At 68.3% G+C, this 18,663-nt stretch carries 15 protein-coding genes; 9 read left to right on the plus strand and 6 right to left on the minus strand.

Annotated elements, in window-relative coordinates:
* Nucleotides 1-66: 66 nt before the first annotated feature.
* The 5 genes from ACGFI6_RS28865 to ACGFI6_RS28885 are packed head-to-tail and all read left to right on the plus strand — an operon-like array spanning nt 67 to nt 4,838.
* Nucleotides 67-1,068 (plus strand): Bug family tripartite tricarboxylate transporter substrate binding protein, encoded by a 1,002-nt coding sequence (locus ACGFI6_RS28865; RefSeq protein ID WP_393123976.1) that lies wholly within the window; start codon nt 67-69, stop codon nt 1,066-1,068.
* On the plus strand, nt 1,065-1,565 hold the full coding sequence (locus ACGFI6_RS28870; protein WP_393123978.1) for a tripartite tricarboxylate transporter TctB family protein: 501 nt from the start codon (nt 1,065-1,067) through the stop codon (nt 1,563-1,565). The genes ACGFI6_RS28865 and ACGFI6_RS28870 overlap by 4 nt, the downstream gene beginning before the upstream one ends.
* Complete coding sequence (locus tag ACGFI6_RS28875; RefSeq protein ID WP_393123980.1) at nt 1,565-3,073, plus strand: tripartite tricarboxylate transporter permease; 1,509 nt, start codon at nt 1,565-1,567, stop codon at nt 3,071-3,073. Before ACGFI6_RS28870 ends, ACGFI6_RS28875 begins: the two co-directional genes overlap by 1 nt.
* 10 nt (nt 3,074-3,083) lie before the next feature.
* Complete coding sequence (locus ACGFI6_RS28880; RefSeq protein ID WP_393123982.1) at nt 3,084-3,515, plus strand: EVE domain-containing protein; 432 nt, start codon at nt 3,084-3,086, stop codon at nt 3,513-3,515.
* Nucleotides 3,516-3,536: 21 nt separating this feature from the next.
* Nucleotides 3,537-4,838: an MFS transporter gene (locus ACGFI6_RS28885; RefSeq protein WP_393123984.1), complete on the plus strand. Its 1,302-nt coding sequence runs from the start codon at nt 3,537-3,539 to the stop codon at nt 4,836-4,838.
* Here ACGFI6_RS28885 and ACGFI6_RS28890 read toward each other — a convergent pair.
* Entirely contained in the window at nt 4,807-5,409 is a 603-nt protein-coding gene (locus tag ACGFI6_RS28890) for a TetR/AcrR family transcriptional regulator (protein ID WP_393123986.1), read from the minus strand. The genes ACGFI6_RS28885 and ACGFI6_RS28890 overlap by 32 nt on opposite strands.
* A 124-nt stretch (nt 5,410-5,533) precedes the next feature.
* Here ACGFI6_RS28890 and ACGFI6_RS28895 point away from each other — a divergent pair, with 124 nt between their 5' ends.
* The 3 genes from ACGFI6_RS28895 to ACGFI6_RS28905 are packed head-to-tail and all read left to right on the plus strand — an operon-like array spanning nt 5,534 to nt 8,399.
* On the plus strand, nt 5,534-6,130 hold the full coding sequence (locus tag ACGFI6_RS28895) for a VC0807 family protein (protein WP_393123988.1): 597 nt from the start codon (nt 5,534-5,536) through the stop codon (nt 6,128-6,130).
* Nucleotides 6,120-7,118 (plus strand): hypothetical protein, encoded by a 999-nt coding sequence (locus ACGFI6_RS28900; RefSeq protein WP_393123990.1) that lies wholly within the window; start codon nt 6,120-6,122, stop codon nt 7,116-7,118. Before ACGFI6_RS28895 ends, ACGFI6_RS28900 begins: the two co-directional genes overlap by 11 nt.
* 9 nt (nt 7,119-7,127) lie before the next feature.
* Nucleotides 7,128-8,399, plus strand: coding sequence for a winged helix-turn-helix domain-containing protein (locus ACGFI6_RS28905; protein WP_393123992.1), 1,272 nt, complete (start codon nt 7,128-7,130; stop codon nt 8,397-8,399).
* Here ACGFI6_RS28905 and ACGFI6_RS28910 read toward each other — a convergent pair.
* From ACGFI6_RS28910 to ACGFI6_RS28925, 4 genes are read right to left on the minus strand one after another with little or no spacing between them, the layout of a single operon-like run.
* Nucleotides 8,396-9,631, minus strand: coding sequence for an MFS transporter (locus tag ACGFI6_RS28910; protein WP_393123994.1), 1,236 nt, complete (start codon nt 9,629-9,631; stop codon nt 8,396-8,398). The two genes, ACGFI6_RS28905 and ACGFI6_RS28910, sit on opposite strands and share 4 nt — an antisense overlap.
* On the minus strand, nt 9,631-11,022 hold the full coding sequence (locus tag ACGFI6_RS28915) for a GH1 family beta-glucosidase (protein ID WP_393123996.1): 1,392 nt from the start codon (nt 11,020-11,022) through the stop codon (nt 9,631-9,633). The genes ACGFI6_RS28910 and ACGFI6_RS28915 overlap by 1 nt, the downstream gene beginning before the upstream one ends.
* A complete protein-coding gene (locus tag ACGFI6_RS28920; RefSeq protein ID WP_393123998.1) occupies nt 11,012-11,584 on the minus strand; it encodes a YbjQ family protein in 573 nt (190 codons plus the stop codon). Before ACGFI6_RS28920 ends, ACGFI6_RS28915 begins: the two co-directional genes overlap by 11 nt.
* Before the next feature lie 27 nt (nt 11,585-11,611).
* Entirely contained in the window at nt 11,612-14,776 is a 3,165-nt protein-coding gene (locus tag ACGFI6_RS28925) for a penicillin acylase family protein (protein ID WP_393124000.1), read from the minus strand.
* Nucleotides 14,777-14,891: 115 nt separating this feature from the next.
* On the opposite strand from ACGFI6_RS28925, the gene ACGFI6_RS28930 reads away from it, so the two are divergent.
* On the plus strand, nt 14,892-15,980 hold the full coding sequence (locus ACGFI6_RS28930) for an aminotransferase class V-fold PLP-dependent enzyme (protein ID WP_393124001.1): 1,089 nt from the start codon (nt 14,892-14,894) through the stop codon (nt 15,978-15,980).
* A 115-nt stretch (nt 15,981-16,095) separates the two neighbouring features.
* Here ACGFI6_RS28930 and ACGFI6_RS28935 read toward each other — a convergent pair whose 3' ends face one another.
* Entirely contained in the window at nt 16,096-18,267 is a 2,172-nt protein-coding gene (locus ACGFI6_RS28935) for a DEAD/DEAH box helicase (RefSeq protein ID WP_393124002.1), read from the minus strand.
* Nucleotides 18,268-18,663: the final 396 nt, after the last annotated feature.

An 18,663-nucleotide genomic window follows, 5' to 3' on the forward strand; every position in this document is an offset into this window, starting at 1 on the left:
GCAGACGTCTGTACCCCTGGAGGTCCACGATCGTCGCCACCTGATCCCCACCGAAAGGACTCCGCCATGAGGTCCAGACTCCTCGCAGCCACGGCGCTGCTCGCCGTGACCGCCCTGACGGCCTGCGGTGCGACCGCGGAGAAGAAGGACACCACCGGCGGCGGCAGCGACAAGCCTGCCACCGGACTGCGGCTGATGGTGCCGAACACTGCCGGCGGCGGGTACGACACCACCGCCCGGGTCGCCGCGAAGGCGATGGAGGACGCGAAGATCGCGACCGGCGTCCAGGTGTTCAACCTGCCCGGCGCGGGCGGAACGGTCGGCCTGCAGCGGATCGTGAACGAGAAGGGCAACGGCAAGCTCGCGATGCAGATGGGCCTCGGCGTCGTCGGTGCGACGTACACGTCGAAGTCCAAGGCGACGCTCACCCAGACCACCCCGATCGCGAAGATGATCGAGGAGGCGGGAGCAATCGTGGTCCCGAAGAACTCGCCGTACAAGACGATCCAGGACCTGGTCACGGCCTGGAAGGCGAACCCGAAGGGGATGGCTGTCGGCGGCGGCTCGTCGCCGGGCGGACCGGACCACCTGCTGCCGATGCAGCTGGCGCAGACCGTCGGCATCGACCCGAAGGACGTCAACTTCGTCTCGTACGACGGCGGCGGCGAGCTGCTGCCCGCGCTGCTCGGCAGCAAGATCGCCTTCGGCACCAGCGGATTCGGCGAGTTCCTCGACCAGGTCGAGAGCGGTCAGGTCCGGGTACTCGCGGTGAGCAGCGAGAAGCCGGTCGACGCGCTGAAGGACGTACCGACGCTGAAGAGCTCCGGAATCGATCTGGTGTTCACCAACTGGCGCGGGATCGTGGCGCCGCCCGGGATCAGCGACGCGGACAAGCAGGTCTGGATCGACGCGCTGACCAAGATGCACGACTCCGCGGAGTGGAAGGCCGAGATGCAGAAGCACGGCTGGACCGACGCGTTCGTCACCGGGCCTGAGTTCGGGACGTTCCTCACCGACCAGGACAAGGCGGTCGCCGACATCCTGACCAAGCTCGGATTGGCGGCATGACGGCCGCGACAACGCGGCGGGACACAGCGCAGTACGGAGTGTGTGGGTTCCTGGCGGTGGTCGGCGTCCTGGTGGTCGTCGACGCCGCCCGGCTCCGGCACATTGCCACCAGCAACGATCCGATCGGCCCGAAGCCGGTCCCGATCGTGCTCGGCGTACTGCTGCTGGTGGTCGCCGTGCTGTACGCGGTGGACGTGGCCCGGGGCGGCACCGGCGCGGCCGAGGAGGGCGAGGACGTCGACGTGTCGTCCCCGATCGACTGGCGCACCGTGCTGCTGCTGATCGCCGCGTTCGTGGTCAATCTGCTGACCATCGAGCCGCTCGGCTGGGTGATCAGCGGAACCCTGCTGTTCTGGGGTTCGGCGTTCGCGCTCGGCAGCCGGCACCACATCCGCAACGTGTTCATCGCCGTTGCGCTGTCGCTGATCACGTTCTACGCGTTCGCGATCGGCCTCGGCGTCAACCTGCCGGCCGGCGTACTGCAAGGGATTCTCTGATGGACAACCTGATGAACCTGCTGAACGGGTTCGGCGACGTCCTCGCCCCGGTCAACCTGCTGCTCGCCCTGCTCGGTGTCACGGTCGGTACTGCGGTCGGCGTACTGCCCGGGATCGGTCCCGCGATGACGGTGGCACTGCTGCTGCCGATCACGTACGGGCTGGAGCCGGTGCAGGCGTTCATCATGTTTGCCGGCATCTTCTACGGCGGCATGTACGGCGGCTCGACGACGTCGATCCTGCTGAACACCCCCGGTGAGTCGTCCTCGGTGGTGACGGCGATCGAGGGCAACAAGATGGCCCGCGCCGGACGGGCCGCGCAGGCCCTGGCGACGGCCGCGATCGGCTCGTTCATCGCGGGGACGATCGGGACGCTGCTGCTCGTACTGGTCGCGCCGCAGGTGGTGAAGTTCGCGATCAGTCTCGGCGCGCCGGACTACCTGGCGATCATGCTGCTCGCGTTCGCCGGCGCGACGTCGGTGCTCGGCTCGTCGCGGATCCGCGGGTTCGCCGCCCTGCTGCTCGGGCTGGTGATCGGCCTGGTCGGGATCGACAAGGTGACCGGCCAGCAGCGGCTCACGCTCGGCATCCCACAGCTTGCCGACGGCATCGATGTCGTGGTGGTTGCCGTCGGCATCTTCGCGGTCGGCGAGGCGCTCTGGGTGGCGGCGCATCTGCGGCGGAACCCGGGCACGGTGATCCCGGTGGGCCGGCCGTGGATGGGCAAGTCGGACTGGCGGCGTTCGTGGAAGCCATGGTTGCGCGGGGCCGCGTTCGGGTTCCCGATCGGGGCGCTGCCGGCCGGCGGCGCGGAGATCCCGACCTTCCTCTCGTACGCGACCGAGAAGAAGCTGTCCAAGCACCCGGAGGAGTTCGGGCACGGCGCGATCGAGGGCGTCGCCGGGCCGGAGGCCGCGAACAACGCCTCGGCCGCCGGCACGCTGGTCCCGATGCTGGCATTGGGCCTCCCCACGAATGCGACGGCCGCGGTGATGCTGGCCGCGTTCACGTCGTACGGGATCCAGCCCGGACCGCTGCTGTTCCAGCGCGAGCCGAAGCTGGTCTGGGCACTGATCGCGAGCCTGTTCATCGGCAACCTGTTCCTGCTGCTGCTCAACCTGCCGCTGGCACCGGCCTGGGCGAAGCTGCTCCAGATCCCGAGGCCGTACCTGTACGCCGGGATCATCTTCTTCGCCTCGATGGGTGCGTACGCCGTGAACGCGCAGCCGCTCGACCTGTTGTTGCTGCTGCTCCTCGGCCTGCTCGGGTTCGCGATGCGGCGCTTCGGGCTGCCGGTACTGCCGCTGATCATCGGAGTGATTCTCGGCCCGATCGCGGAGCGGCAGGCCCGGATGGCGCTGCAGCTCTCGAACGGCGACGCCTCCGGCCTGGTCGGCGGACCGGTCGCGTACGTGATCTACGCGGGGATCCTGGTGATGATCGCCTGGCCGCTGGTGGCGAGACTGCGCCGGAAAATCATGACGAAAGATGTCGTAATTTCGGCCTGACACTGGGTCCATGAACATACAGAGAGCCTGGTTGGGTGTGGTCTCCGCGGACCACACCCAGCGGGCCGTCCAGGGTGGTTTCATCCAGCTCAACCACGGCAAGCGGTACGGTGTCGCGCGCCTGCGCCAGGGTGACGGTTTCGCGATCTACTCGCCGACCGAGCGGTATCTCGAGAAGCGGCCGTTGCGGGCGTTCACGGCGCTCGGGGTGGTCGTCGACGAGGCGCCGTACCAGGCCGAACCGATGTCCATGGGCGATCGTGGCACCATCCAGCCCTGGCGCCGCCGGATCGAGTTCCTCCCGGTACGCCGCGCCGCGCTCCACGACCTGGCCCTCGAGCTGACCCAGTCCCCGAACTGGGGCTACCAGCTACGCCGCGGCCTGGTCCCGCTCGACCCCGCCGACTTCGAGAAACTTCGGGAAACCATGTCAATTCCGTGAGGTCCCGTCCGACGTAGAAGTATGAACAGGACCTTCAGGCAGTTGCTGATCAACACGTTGGCGGCGAACGTGACGACCACGTTCCTGAGCTTCGGTTTCGCGTTCTGGGTGTACCTGGTGACGCGTTCGGTGCTCGCGGCGTCCGTGGTCTCCGGTGTCTCGATGCTGATCGGCGCCGCCTCCGGGACGATCTTCGGGGCGATCGTGGACTCGCACCGGAAGAAGACCGCGATGACGCTGTCGACCTCGATCACGGGCGTGGCGTTCGCGCTGGCCGGCGTTCTGTACGTCGCGGTCGGCCGGCACCTCACTGACTGGCACGGGCCGTGGTTCTGGGCGTTCACGCTCCTCATCCTGATCGGCAGCACCGCCGGTCAACTGCGCAGCATCGCGCTGTCGACGGCCGTGACGCTGCTCGTCCCCGCCGACCGCCGCGACAAGGCGAACGGCCTGGTCGGCACCGTGAACGGGGTCGCGCACCTGATCACCAGCGTGCTCAGCGGCCTGTCGGTGGGCTTCGTCGGGATGGGCGGCACCGTCGCGATCGCAGTCGGGTTCACCGCCGTGGTCCTCGTACACCTGCTGTTCGCGATCCACCTCGACGAGCCGCGGCCGGAGCACCACCAGCAGGCCCGGCTCGATGTCCGTACCGCCTGGCGCACAATCAAGAGCGTTCCGGGTCTGCTGCCGCTGATCCTGTTCAGCACCTTCAACAACCTGATCATGGGCGTCTTCATGGCGCTGATGGATCCGTACGGGCTGAACCTGTTCTCGGTGCAGTCCTGGGGTGTCGTGCTCGGCATCACCAGCATCGGATTCATCGCCGGCGGTGCACTGGTCGCCAAGTTCGGACTGGGCCGTTCGCCGCTGCGGGTGCTGCTGATCGCGAACGTCGCGATCGCGGTCGTCGGCATCGGTACGGCGGTGCGCGAGTGGCAGTCGCTGCTGGTGCTGGGCATGCTCGGCTTCTTCCTGCTCGTCCCGATCGCCGAAGCGGCGGAGCAGACGATCCTGCAGCGGATGGTGCCGTTCGAGCAGCAGGGACGGGTGTTCGGGTTCGCACAGAGCATCGAGACCGCGTCGACCCCGATCGCCGCGTTCGCGATCGGTCCGGCGGCGCAGTTCCTGCTGATCCCGTACATGGACTCGGCGTCCGGGCGCTCCACGTTCGGCTGGCTGCTGGGCGCGGGTCAGGCCCGTGGCATCGCCCTCGCGTTCGTCGTCGCGAGCCTGGTCATGCTGGTCGTCGTACTGCTGGCGTTCGCGAGCGCGGCGTACCGCAGGCTGAACCTCAGCTACTCCCTGGAGCCTGTACCTGCCTAGTGAGTGGCAGGAAGACCTGGTCGACGATCTCGGTCAGGACCTCGGGCGCCACGGACCTGGCGCCGTTGAGCGCGTACTCGTTGCGGAGCAGATCGACCGCGACCGTGGCGACGCGCGGGGTGAGCGCCGCCTGACCGACCTCGCCGCGGGCGACGGCGCGCGCCAGGACGGTGAGCCAATGCGAGACGCCGGCGTGGGCGACCTGGTCCCGGAGTTCGCGCAGGCGCTCGGGATCGGAGTGGATGTCGGCCAGCAGCTCGCGCAGGATCCGGCCGACGGGCGACGACATCCGCTCGTTCGCCCTGGTGAGCAGCGCGAGCGCATCGCCCCGCAGCGAGCCCGTGTCGGGGGCTCCGCCGGCTCCGGTCGGGAGCATCTCGCGGTACGCCGCCACGCACAGCGCCGCCCGGCTGGGCCAGCGACGGTAGATGACGTTCTTCGACGTACCGGCCCGCGCGGCGACCCCGTCCATCGTCAGATCGCGGTAGCCGACCTCCTGCAACTCCTCGACGGCAGCGCGCAGGATCGCCTCCTCGAGCGCGGCACCGCGGCGGCGCGTCACCTGAGCCATCCGGTCCTCCCCTGAAGAGACACCCTGAGAGATACCCAGAGTATCCCATGACATTCGGCCTAATCAGCCGCACTCGATCCTTTCTAAGCTACTACCAGTATCTTAAATCGAAAGGATTCGGATCATGCGGAAGCTGCTCATCGGTCTGCTCTGGGACCTCGGACTACCGGCCGCGGTGTACTACGGTGCGCACGCGATCGGGTACGACGTACAGACAGCCCTCACCGCCGCGGCCGTCGCGGCACTGCTCCGGGTCGCCTTCGTGGCGATCCTGCACCGCCGCCTTGACGCGATCGCGGCGGTCGTCGGCGGGACGTTCGCGATCCTGCTGGCGCTCTCGGCCCTCACCGACGACCCGCGGATCCTGCTCGCCAAGGAGTCCGTACTCTCCGGCGCCGCCGGACTGCTGCTCGTCGGCTCGTGCCTGATCGGGAAGCCCCTCGTCTACACGCTGGCGAGCAAGGTCGCCAAGGGTCCGGACTGGACCGAACGCTGGCGGACCGACACGGCGTTCCGGAAGCACTTCTTCCTGCTGACGGCGCTCTTCGGTGCGGTACTGCTGATCGACGCGATCGTCCGCCTCGTGCTGATCTACTCGCTCCCGCTCGACACGATGGCGAACCTGTCGCCGATCCTGCACGTCGGCGCCCTTGCGCTCCTGGCCGGCTGCGCGCTCTGGTTCCGCAGCCGTCGGCAGCGGGCGGTGGCCCATGCGCGGTAAGGGAATCGCCTACGACACCGGCTCCCAGTTGAGCGGCGGGCACACGCGGCCGGCCTTCGACCCCGACGTCGTACGGCGCGATCTGGGAGTCATCGCGAACGACCTGCACTGCACCGCGGTACGGATCACCGGCAGCGACCCGGAGCGGCTCGCGATCGCGGGCTCATCCGCGGCTGCGGTCGGGCTCGAGGCCTGGATCTCGCCGTTCCCATGCGACCTGACCGAGGACGAGATGCACGAGTTGTTCGTCGACTGCGCTCGTCGCGCCGAGAAGCTTCGGCAGGAGGGTGCGGAGGTTGCGCTCGTACTCGGCGGAGAGCTGAGTCTGTTTGCCCGCGGCTTCGTACCCGGTGACGATCTCTTCCAGCGACTGGCCGTCTTCTCGCAGCGCGGGCCCGAGCTGGCCGAGCTAGCCAGGGGCGTCCGGCCGAGGCTGAACGCGTTCCTGCGCGAGGTCGTCGGCGCTGTCCGGCCGATCTTCGGTGGGAAGCTGACGTACGCGGCGCTGCCCTTCGAGGGCGTGGACTGGACGTTGTTCGACTTCGTCGCGGTCGACGCCTACCGCGGAGCGAACAACGCCGCGACGTTCCGGCAGGAGATCGCCGGGCTGCGGCGGCACGGGCGGCCGATCGTGATCACCGAGTTCGGCAGTGCGACCTTCCGCGGCGCCGGCGATCGGGGCGGCCGCGGCTGGATGATCATCGATCGCAACCACGAGCCGTGGCAGTTGGACGGCGACTACGTACGCGACGAGGAGGGGCAGGCGACGTACTTCCGGGAGCTGATCGCGATCTTCGACGCCGAGGGCATCGACACCGCGTTCTGGTACACCTTCGCCAACTACAAGTTCCCGCATCGGCCCGGTCCACGCCAGGACCTCGATCTCGCCTCGTACGGCGTCGTCATGGTCAACCCGAACGGCAATTGGGAACCCAAGGCAGTCTTCCACGCGATCAGCGACACCTACGTGACCGCTGCTGCGCTATAGGTTCGGGGTATGGCCGTTGGGGACGAAGTCTCGGTGGCGTGTGCGCGGCGGATCGCCCTGGCCGCACAGGGGTTCGGCGATCCGCGCGAACGCGTTGAGGTACGGGCAGCGATCCAGCAAGCCGGCGTACTGCAGCTGGACTCGGTGAACGTGTTGTGCCGCTCGCACTATCTGCCGGTGTACGCGCGGGCGGGCGCCTATCCGCAGTCGACGCTCGACGAGCTGAGTTGGGGCGCGGACCGGGAGTTGTTCGAGTACTTCTGGGGTCACAAGGCCGCGCTGATCCCGCTCGGCAACCACCCGCTGATGCGCTGGCGGATGCGGGCGGCCGAGCGGCAGGTGTGGGACGACGAGCTGAGCCCGGACGTGACCGCACCGTGGTCGGTCGTGGCGGGCATGCGCCGGTTGACGGCGGAGCGGCCCGGGTACGTCGACCAGGTCCTGGAGCTCGTCCGCGAGAAGGGCCCGGTGACCGCGGGCGAGGCGAGTCCGGACGGCGTACGGCGCAAGCGCACCGACCCCGATCCGGATCCGGGGACCGGCAAGATGTGGAACTGGCAGGACGCGAAGATCGCCGTCGAGTACCTGTTCTGCACAGGGCAGGTGACGATCGCGGGTCGTCGGCACTTCGAGCGGATCTACGACCTGACCGAACGGGTGTTGCCGAGCGACGTACTGAACGCACCGGAGCCGACCGCCGACGAGGCCCGCCGGGAGCTGGTACGGATCGCGGCTCGCGGTCTCGGGATCGCAACCCTCAAAGAGCTGTGCGGGGGCAGCGGGCAGGCGCATTTTCCGTTGCCTGCCGCAACAGGTCGCGAGGTGATCGGGGAGCTGGTCGAGGCCGGCGACCTGATTCCGGTCCGGGTCGAGGGCGTGAAGCAACAGTCGTACCTGTGGCACCAGGCGCAGGACCGCCCGATCGACGCGCAGGCCTTGTTGTCGCCGTTCGACCCCTTGATCTGGAATCGCGACCGTACGCATCGCCTGTTCGACTTCTTCTACCGGATCAGCATCTACACCCCCGCGCCGCAACGGATCCACGGCTATTACGTGCTGCCGTTCCTGCTCGGCGATCAACTGGTGGCTCGCGTCGACCTGAAGGCCGACCGCCAGAACTCCGCACTGCTCGTCCCCACCCTCACCCCCGAACCCGACTCCCCCGGCTTCATCGAGCCGCTGGCCGCCGAGCTCCGTCAAATGGCCGCCTGGCTGAACCTCGACCGCATCCAGATCACCGCAACCTCACCGGCCGCCAAGCGCCTGTCGCAGCTCATTTAGGCGACCGAGCGGATCCTCGTCACCAGCACGCCGGCCAGGACCGTGACCGCGGAGGCCAGCAGGTAGAGAACCGGGTAGCCGCCGAGGTGTTTGACGATCGGCGCGGCGATGACCGGTGCGAGCACCTGCGGCAGGGAGTTCGCGATGTTGATGACGCCGAGGTCCTTCGCGCGGTCGCGGGCGTTCGGGAGGACCTCGGTGAGCAGCGCGAAGTCGACGGACAGGTACACGCCGAACCCGGCGCCGAGCACGATCGCCCCGGTGATCGCACCCGTCCAGGTCGGCCAGACGGCAAGGATCACGCCGGCGACGGCCATCACCCAGCCGGACGCGGTGACGAACACCTTCCGCCGCGCGGAACGGTCCGACCAACGGCCCAGACTGATCGCGGTCACCAGCACGCACACGCTGTAGATCGCGGTCAGGATCAGTACGCCGGTGTCCGGATCGTCGACGCCGACCTCGTCCTGCAGGTAGTAGAAGAGGTACAGCGTCCCCAGCGCATTGCCCACATTGAAGAGGAACCGGGTCAGCCAGGCCCAGCCGAAGTCGGGGTAGCGCCGCGGGCTGATCCAGAAGCTGGTCACGAAGTTCCGCAGTACGAACGTTGGTCGCTCCACCAAAACGGTGTCATGGCTGCGGAGCAGGTAGGGCACAACGGAGAACAGCAGGAACGCGGCGCAGGCGATGTACCCGAGGGTGTAGTTGTTGAAGGCCGCTGCGAGTGCCGTACCGACCAATGCGCCGAGCACCTGGGAGATGGCCACCCAGCCGCCGACGACTCCGCGCTGTGCAACGGGTACTCGATCCGGTACGACGGCGGTCGCCGCGGCCAGGAGTGCGTTGCCGAACAGTTGCATCAGGCACCAGCCGAGCAGCATCAGCGCGATCACACGGGCGCCGGACAAGATGCCGAGACCGATGGCTCCACCAACGGCACCGGCGACCACCCACGGCACCCGCCGCCCCAAGCGCGACGTCGTACGGTCAGAGATCGCACCGAACGCCGGGTTCGCAACCACCGACACCGCCGCGCCGACCCCGGTCACCAGCCCGAACACGAACTCCTTGTTGCCCGGCGCAACCGCCTCGGACTGCTTCGCCAGCAAGACCTGGATCGGTCCGAGCCAAGCCGCGAACACCCCGACGTTGGCCAGCACAACAGCCGCCGTCCACCCACCCCGCACCCGAACGACGGGCTCGGCCAACGCAGCAGGCTCGCCCGGGATCATCAGCGGTTCTGGGCTATCAGCGCCTGCAGCCAGTGGTAGGAGGCCTTCGGCGTCCGCTCCAGCGACGAGAAGTCCACGTGGACCAACCCGAACCGCTGCGAATAGCCGGCCGCCCACTCGAAGTTGTCCAGCAACGACCACTGGAAGTACCCGCGAACATCGGCCCCGTCATCCATCGCAGCCTTCAGCGATCGCAGGTACCCGTCGAGGTAGTCGATCCGGCGCTGGTCGTCCACCACCCCGTCGACCGGCTCGTCGTTGATCGCACACCCGTTCTCGGTGATGTAGATCGGCGGCAGCTTCTCGCCGTACCGCTCCCGAAAGATCCGCAGGATCTCCCCGAGCGCCTCTGGCACCACCGGCCAGCCGAAGTCTGTCGTCGGATACCCGGTCAACGTCCGCGGCTCGAACGGCAACCCCGGCGGCAGCAGCACGCCGTCGGTCGCCGCAGTGTCGGCGTGACCGGTCGCGACGCCGACCGACACCGGCGCGTAGTGATTGATACCGAAGAAGTCGAGCGGCGTCGAGATGATCTTCAGATCGTCGGCAACCGGACCGGGCATCGCGTCCCCCATCCCCGACGGATACTCCCCGAGAATGATCGGGTCCGCGAACAACCAGTTGATCAGGTTGTCGTACAGGGCCGCCGCTTCCTTGTCCTCCGCGCTGTCGCCGGCCGGCCAGGTCGGTGCGTGGTTGCTCGCGATCCCGATCTGGGTGGCGCCGGCAGCTCGCAGCGCCTGCACCGCGCGGCCGTGCGCGAGCAGCTGGTGGTGCGCGACCGGGAGCGCGTCGAAGAGCAACTCCTTGCCGGGCGCGTGGGCGCCGAGCGAGTAGCCCATCAAGGTCAGCACCATCGGCTCGTTGATCGTGATCCACAACGGCACCCGGTCCGCGAACCTGGCGCCCAGAATGGCCGCGTACTCCGCGAACCGATCGGTGATGTCGCGGGACAGCCAGCCGCCGGCGTCCTCGAGCGGCTGCGGGGTGTCCCAGTGGTACAGCGTCGGCGCCGGCTGGATCCCGGCGCCGAGCAGGGTGTCGATCAGCCGGTCGTAGAAGTCCAGGCCGGCCGCGTTCCCCGGTCCGCTCCCGGTCGGCTGGATCCGCGGCCAGGCGAACGAGAACCGGTACGTGTCGATGCCCAGCTCGCGCATCAGCGCGACGTCCTCGGCGTACCGGTGGTAATGGTCGCAGGCGACCGCACCGGTGTCGCCGTTCAGCGTGCGGCCCGGCTCGGCACTGAACGTGTCCCAGGTAGAGGGACCGCGGCCGTCCTCGGCCACGGCGCCCTCGATCTGGTACGCCGACGTCGACACCCCCCACCTGAACCCAGGCGGAAAAGTCAGTTCTTCGCTCGCTGAGCTCGACGGGGCCAGATCAGCTGTCATTCGCATCATCCTCGTCCGGGGTGGAGTCCTGCGGGCGCGGCGGCTCGACCTTGCGGACGATGACCGCCGTGCCGTACGCGGCGACCTCGCTCATCGTCTGCGCGATCTCGTTGCAGTCGAACCGCATCGCGAGGATCGCGTTCGCGCCCATCTGCTGCGCCATCTGGCACATCCGCATCACCGCGACGTGCCGCGACTCGGCGAGCATCTGGGTGTACTCCGGCACCTCGCCGCCGCCGAGCGACCGGAAGCTCGCGGTGAAGTTCGACCCGAAGTCCCGGCTCCGCACGGTCAGCCCGAACACCTCGCCGAACACCGTCTCCGCGGTGTACCCCGGCAGGTCGTTCATCGTCGAAACCAGCACCGGGTACGGCGACCCCTGCGGCGCAACGTGCGGCACGCTCGGGGGCGCCGGCTGGTAGTTGCCCTGCTGTCCGTACCCCTGCTGCTGCGGCGGGCCGGGCTGGTATCCCGGGGGCGGTCCCTGGTAGCCCGGAGGCGGCCCCTGCTGGTAACCCTGCTGCGGCGGGAACGGCTGGTTCGGAGGAAAGTTCTGGCTCATGCACCCATCCTGACAGGCGCCCGGCCATCACCACCTGAAGACCTGCAGCTCATAGAGTGAATAGCCGTACGACGTGGCGCGCTGGGTGCCGGTGACGCGGACATAGCGGGCCGGTACGGCGGCGAATCGCAGGACGTCCTCGCCGCCGTTGCCGGCCGTCGTCGCGGACACCTGCTGCCAGGTCGACCCGTCCCGCGAGACCTCGACCCGGTACGCCTTCGCATACGCCGCCTCCCACTGCAACACCACCCGGCCGACCTGCTGCTCGTTGCCGAGGTCAACCTTCAGCCACTGCGGATCGGACCAATCGCTGGCCCACCGGGTGTCGGACTTTCCGTCGACCGCCTGCGCCGGGGGCGAGTTGTACCAGCCCTTCTCGTAGCTGCTCGCGGTCGCGGTCTTGCCCGCCGCCAGGTTGCTGACGTCGTCTCCGCGCTTGGCCGGGAACTCGACCACCTGCTGGTACGTCGGCCGGTTCACCCAGGCGATCCGGTCCTGGGTGATGCCGCCCATCGGGTTGTGCGCGATCTGGTCGGCGCAGAACTGGTTGCCCGCCGCGCAGTCGGCGGTCGCCGGGTACGTCGTCGACGCCGGTACCTTGGTTGCCGCGAGCAAGGTCTCCGTCAGGACCGACCTGCAGGTCGCGAGGGACCCGCCGCCGCAGTACGTCACCGGCTGCGACGCCTTGACCGGGTCGCCCAGGACCTTCCGCAGGTCGCGCTGGACGAAGCCCCACCAGCCGCTCTGGAAGGCCGACCCCTGCGCGCTCGGGCGTTCGTCGATCTTCAGGTTGGCGACGAGCGCGCCGTACAGGTCCGGTCCGAGGTCCTTGAACTCAGCCGGGACGAGCAGGGGCCACCACGCATCGAGCAGCCGGATCGCATCGGCGTTGTCGTAGATGGTCGAGCTCGGGCCGGGCGTCTTGCGGTGGGCGCCGGCCTGTTGCCAGGCAGTCAGCTTGTGCACCGCGTCGGCCACCGCCGGGTCGGTGATCGGCGCGGACTTCAGGACGCGCAACAGGTACGGCAGGACCTCGTCACCGCGCAGATCGACGGTCGCCGCATCCTCCATCGCCTCGACCAGCTTGCCGCGGGTGAACTTCTGCCCGCCGTCGATGACCGCCTTGATCCGGTCGTCGAGCGGCTGGCTGCGGTAGACCGAGTTGTACCCCCACTGACCGTCCGACGCGGAGTACCCGGGCGCCTGCTTGTTGTTCCAGCTGGTCAGGTAGTCCTGGTTCACGACCTGCGGATGCTCGGCCGGCGGGGTGTAGGTCGCGCGGTTGGTGTCCGGGTTCCAGCCCTTCCACTCGTACGAACTCCAGGTCGGCAGGTTCGGATCGGCACCGTCGGCGCGGACCGGGTTGTCGCCGGAGTTGAAGTACGCGATGGAATTCTTGTCGGTGTAGAACCAGTTGAAGGTGTACCCGATGTTCGCGGCGGCCTTCTGGAAGTCCGCGGCGGAGTGGATCTTGTCCGGGTCGTTGAACTGCATGAACCCGAGCGCGGACCCTGCCTCGTTGCCGTACGTCGACCGGTCCTTGGTGAACAGAACAGGTTTTCCGCCGACCGTTCCGCGATGTGTGACGATGCCGTACTTGGTGCGCAGGGCAACCAACGTGTACGAGCCGGCCGGCTCCGAGGAACCCAGGCTCGAGTACCACGCGTTGTGCCGCTCGAGCCGCTCGATCGGCGTGCACTGGCCACGGAAAACGTAGTACTGCGAGTTCTTGGTCGGCGTGCCGCCACCGGGCTCGCACAGCGGTACGGCGAACGTGTCGGTGATGTCCTGCCCGGCGGACGTGGCGCTCCAGGAGTAGTCCGGCCCGCGGCCGATCAGCGTGTAGAAGTTGAGGCCCGCGAACGCGATCCCGCGTGAGCTGACGCCGGGGCCCTGCAGTTCCTGGCGGAGCAGCAGTTGCGGCGCGAAGTACCCGGTCTGGGGGCCGAAGACCGCGATCGGATTGCCGGACTGCGTGTGCGCGCCGGAAACCACGAGTGCGTTCGACATGGCCTTCTTTCCGAAACCGTCCGGAAACATTCCGCCGTCGAAGATCCCCTTGAGCGCTTCCGATCCCTTCGGCGCGGGCTTCGCGGCCGCCGTCTTGTCGACGGTCTGGTCGATCACCTCGGGCTCGGCGGTCACCGAACCGCGATCCGGCAGCGCACGACCGGCCGGGTTCGGGCCGGTGGTTCCGTACGGAAACGTCGTTCCGTTGTGCACCGTCGTACTGGCCTCGGGGTCGTTCTGCGAACGGAACGACTCCCACACCTTGGTGCCCTGGGCAACTCCGTACTTCGCCTGCGCTTCGAGCAGCGCCAGCGCGGACGTGACCTCGGCACCACCACCGGTCCCGAAGATGCCCGCGACCACGGCCGCGGTGGCGACCACGTCGGTCACCTTCCAGTGCGGCGTCGGCCACTGCAGACCGAGCGCGACATACTCACCCGGGTAGGCGATGCCGACCGTGTCGATGTAGTGGTTGACCCCGTCGACCCAGGCCTGGATGTCCTGCTGCATCTTCACGCCGTCCGCGCCGTACAGCTTGGCCGCGTCGTCGAACTGCCGTTGCAGATCAGCCTCGGTGTACGGCGCCGTCCGCCAGAACTCCTGCTCGAACTCACGGTTCGCCGCGGCACCGCCCGCGAACGGGGTCAGCTGACCGCGCCCGAGATGCCGGAACACGTCCATCACGAACAGCCGGTCCTGCGCGCCGGCGTACCCAGCTCCGAACATCGTTCCCAGCCGGGTCGTACCGGTGATGTGCGGGATGCCGAGCGACTTGTCGCGGACGATCGTCACGTCGCTGCGCGGATGCGCGGTGCTTGCCATGTCGTCCGGTTTCACGCCGAACGACGAGTCGTCGTAGTACTGCGCGAGGCCGTCGTCGGTGATGCCCTGGGAGTTCCAGACCAGATCCTGGTACGGCTTCAGGCTGTCGCTGAAGTGCGGCGGACGGACCCCTAACGCCTTGAAAGCAAGGAGATCCGTGAAGGTCGCGTTACCGTTCTGGCCCGGCGGCAGGATGTCGCGACATTGCTCGAGGCAATAATCTCCGGGGGTGCCGGCAACGGTCTGCCGGACAGCCGCCGGGGCGGCCTGGGTCGGTGCGGGCAGTGCTGCCAGGACGGCGACGACGGCGGCCGCGGCGGCTGTCGTACGAAGGCGGGTTCGAAGTGCGGGGCGGAGCACGGGCCCTCCTCAGGTCGGTAAAAGTGAGGATGACTCACCAGTAGCTTCGGGTCAATAACTCGTACCGACAGACTCTCGCCAATTGCACTCGGTGACCACTACGCTCGGCTACACCATGAGCATTCATGACCGCTATCGGTTGAGTGTGGTGATCAACGCCAAGGGGACGTACACCCCGCTCGGGGTGTCCAGAAGTTCCGACGGGGTGGCTGCGGCCGTCGCACAGGCATTGCCGGAGTTCTTCGTGATGGACGAGCTGGGCGATCGCGCCAGCGAGGCCATCGCGCAGGTCACCGGCGCCCAGGCAGGTGCCGTCGTGCACTGCACCGCGGCCGGCATCACGCTGGCCACCGCGGCGACGATGACCGGCGGCGACCCCCGGCGGACGGCCGCGTTGCCGGACGCAACGGACATGCACAACCGCGTCGTCCTGCCCGCCTGCCACGTGATCGACTACGGCCACTCGAACCTGCAAGGCATCCGGCTGGCCGGCGCGCAGGTCGACCTGGCCGGCGACGAGGACGGCTGCACCATCGACGATCTCGAGGCCGAGCTCGACGGCCCGGACGTCGCGTGCCTGATGCTGGTGTCGTCGCGGCTGACCCGTGGCGAGCCGCTCGACCTGACGGCGGCGATCAAGGCCGCGCACCGCCGCGGCGTGCCGGCCATCATCGACGGGGCGGCGCAGTTCCCGCGGATCGCGGACCTGCTCGCGACCGGGGCGGACCTGGTGCTCGTCAGTGGGCAGAAGTACCTCGGTTCGCCGACCGCGGGACTCGTCGCCGGCACCTGGTCGCTGGTGCAGGCCGTCCGTGCCCAGGAGAAGGGCATCGGCCGGGTGATGAAGCCGACGAAGGAGTCGATCATCGGCGTACTCGCCGCGCTCGAGGAGTGGCAGGCGTTCGACCGGGTCAAGTGGCAGGCCGACGAGCGCGCCAAGGTGGACGCGTTCGTCGCCGACGTGGCGCGGATCCCCGGCGTCGAGGTCCGGTCGGTCCTGGATCCGTCCGGCCTTCCGGTGTCCCGCGTCCTGCTCAAGGTCGCGGACGCCAAGCGCGTCGCCACCGAGCTCGAGGCCGGTACCCCGTCGATCTACGTGATGACCGACCGGATGACCGAGGGCGAACTCCAACTCGAGCTAATCCCGCTCGACGCCGACGAGATCGGCACCCTGCTGGCCCGCCTCTGGGCAGTCCTCACCTGACCCCACCACCCCGAAACGTTTGAGGGGTTAACCTCCAACCTTGCCCGTTCGCCATGTGCATGCGGCGAGGTAACGGGCACGCTGGTGGGTTAACCCCTCAAACGTGTGCAGATCGTCAGTGCTGGTAGGTCTTGCGCGGGCCGGAGCTGCGCCGCGGACCGTTGCCGCGACCACCCGGACGGGTGTTGCCGAAGCGACGACCGCCCTTGTTGCCACGCGGCTTCGGCGCCGGGAGCTTCACCGGGTACCCGGACGGCTTGCTGCCGCCGGTCAGGCCGGTCATCACGTCGTCGCCCGGACGAACCCGTACCGGCTCGACGTCGACACCGGCAGACTCGGCCAGCCGGACCATGCCACGCCGCTGGTGCGGCAGGACGAGGGTCACGACCGCGCCTTCGCCACCGGCTCGCGCCGTACGACCGGCCCGGTGCAGGTAGTCCTTGTGGTCCGCCGCCGGGTCCGCCTGAACAACCAGGCCGACGTCGTCGACGTGGATACCGCGTGCCGCGACATCCGTTGCCACGAGCACCGGAACCGAACCGTCCTTGAACTGCTCGAGCGTCCGGTTCCGGGCGCCCTGGGTGAGACCACCGTGCAGAGCAGCGGCCATCACGCCACGATCCCGCAACTGGGTCGCCACTCGGTCGGCGCCGAGCTTGGTCCGGACGAACACGAGGGTCCGGCCTTCCCGGCTGGCGAGCTCCGCGGTCAGCGACTGCTTGTGCGCCGGCTCGATGACGAGCAGGTGGTGCTCCATCGTGGTGACCGTCGCCTGGCCGGACTCGGTCGAGTGCTGCACCGGGTCCTTCAGGTACGTCTTGACGATCTTGTCGACGTCGTTGTCCAGGGTCGCGGAGAACAGCAGCCGCTGGCCCTCGGGCGGCGTCATGTCGAGCAGCGTGGTGACCGCCGGCATGAAGCCCATGTCGCACATGTGGTCGGCCTCGTCCAGCACCGCGATCTCCACGGCACCGAGGTCGGCCGCGCCCTGCTCGCACAGGTCGATCAGCCGGCCCGGGGTGGCGATCAGCAGGTCCACGCCACGGCGCAGCGCGTCGATCTGCTTCGGGTACGGCAGGCCGCCGGCGATCAGCTTCAGCGACACGTTCATCACGTGCGCCAGCGGCTCGAGGGCGTCGTGCACCTGCATCGCGAGCTCGCGGGTCGGGACCAGGATCATCCCGCGCGGGCGGCGCGACTCGGTGTGGCCGCCGGCCAGCCGCATCAGCGTCGGGAGACCGAAGCCGAGCGTCTTGCCGGAACCGGTCTGACCGCGACCGAGCACGTCCTTGCCGGCCAGCGCGTCCGGGATCGTCGCAGCCTGGATCGGGAACGGCGCGGTGATGCCGTCCCGGGCCAGCCGCTGCACGAGCCGCGGCGCGAGACCGAGCGCGGCGAACTGGTTGTCGTCGGCAACAGTTCCGAGGTCGACCGGAACGTCCTTGGCAACGCTCTGCTCGTCGCGGTTGAAGCGCGGCTTGTCGTCCCGCTCGAACCGCGGCCGGTCGGAACGCTCGTAACGCGGCTTGTCGTTCCGCTCGTAGCGCGGCTTGTCGTCGCGGTTGAAGCTCGGGCGGTCGGTCCGCTCACCCTGCGGCCGGTCGTCCCGCCGGTACGACGAACGGTCGTCCCGGTTGTACGACCGGTTGTTATCCCGGCTGTCCCGGTTGTACTGCGGCTTGTCGTCACGGCTGTACGACGACCGGTTGTTGTCCCGGTTGTACGCCGGCTTGTCATCCCGGTTGTACGACGAGCGGCTGTCCCGGTTGTACTGCGGCTTGTCGTCACGGCTGTACGACGACCGGTTGTTATCGCGGTTGTACGCCGGCTTGTCGTCACGGCTGTACGACGACCGGTTGTTGTCCCGGTTGTACGCCGGCTTGTCGTCACGGCTGTACGACGACCGATTGTTATCGCGGTTGTACGCCGGCTTGTCGTCGCGGCTGTACGACGACCGATTGTTATCGCGGTTGTACGCCGGCTTGTCGTCACGGCTGTACGACGACCGGTTGTTGTCCCGGTTGTACGCCGGCTTGTCGTCGCGGTTGTAGGACGGCCGGTCGTTGCGGTCGTACTGGCGGTCGGACGAGCGCTGGCCGCGGTCCGAGCGGGGCTGCTCGGAGCGGTATCCCTTCACGGCAGGCTCGTCGCGCGAGGTCTCCCGCGGCGCGACGTAGTTCGGCTCTGCGGCGAGGCGCTCGCCGTAGGACTGGTTCTGGTGCTTCTTGTGTCGTGGCTTCTTGCTCCGCCCGTCGGCGGAGTCGTCGTGCTGGTGGTGCTGGGTCACGCAAACTCTCTCTCGGATTCACGGACGATAGGCGCCGGATCGCAGTCGCACGTGAGCGCCGGTCACGAATCATGACCGGACACGTACTTCAGCAGGAGACGGGCATCGACCTGCGGGTGCTATCGCGTTGCACCCATGTCGCCGGGACCTTCAGCGGGTTGCTGAAACCGACGGGTCGGAGCGCCTGGAACAACTCTGGTGACGCGACGCGCGCACCGACACCACAAAAGTATAACCGATCGTGACGACCACCCCGACCACCCCACCCCCCGCCGGACCACCCGCCCAACTGGTCCCCCATCGCGGCCCGGCGCCTGACTCCGGACGACTTTGTGCACCAGATCCGCAAAGTTCGGCAGCGTCGGCACGGATCTGATGCACAAAGTCATCCCCGGC

This window comes from Kribbella sp. NPDC048928, from assembly GCF_043197975.1.
Lineage (GTDB): Bacteria > Actinomycetota > Actinomycetes > Propionibacteriales > Kribbellaceae > Kribbella.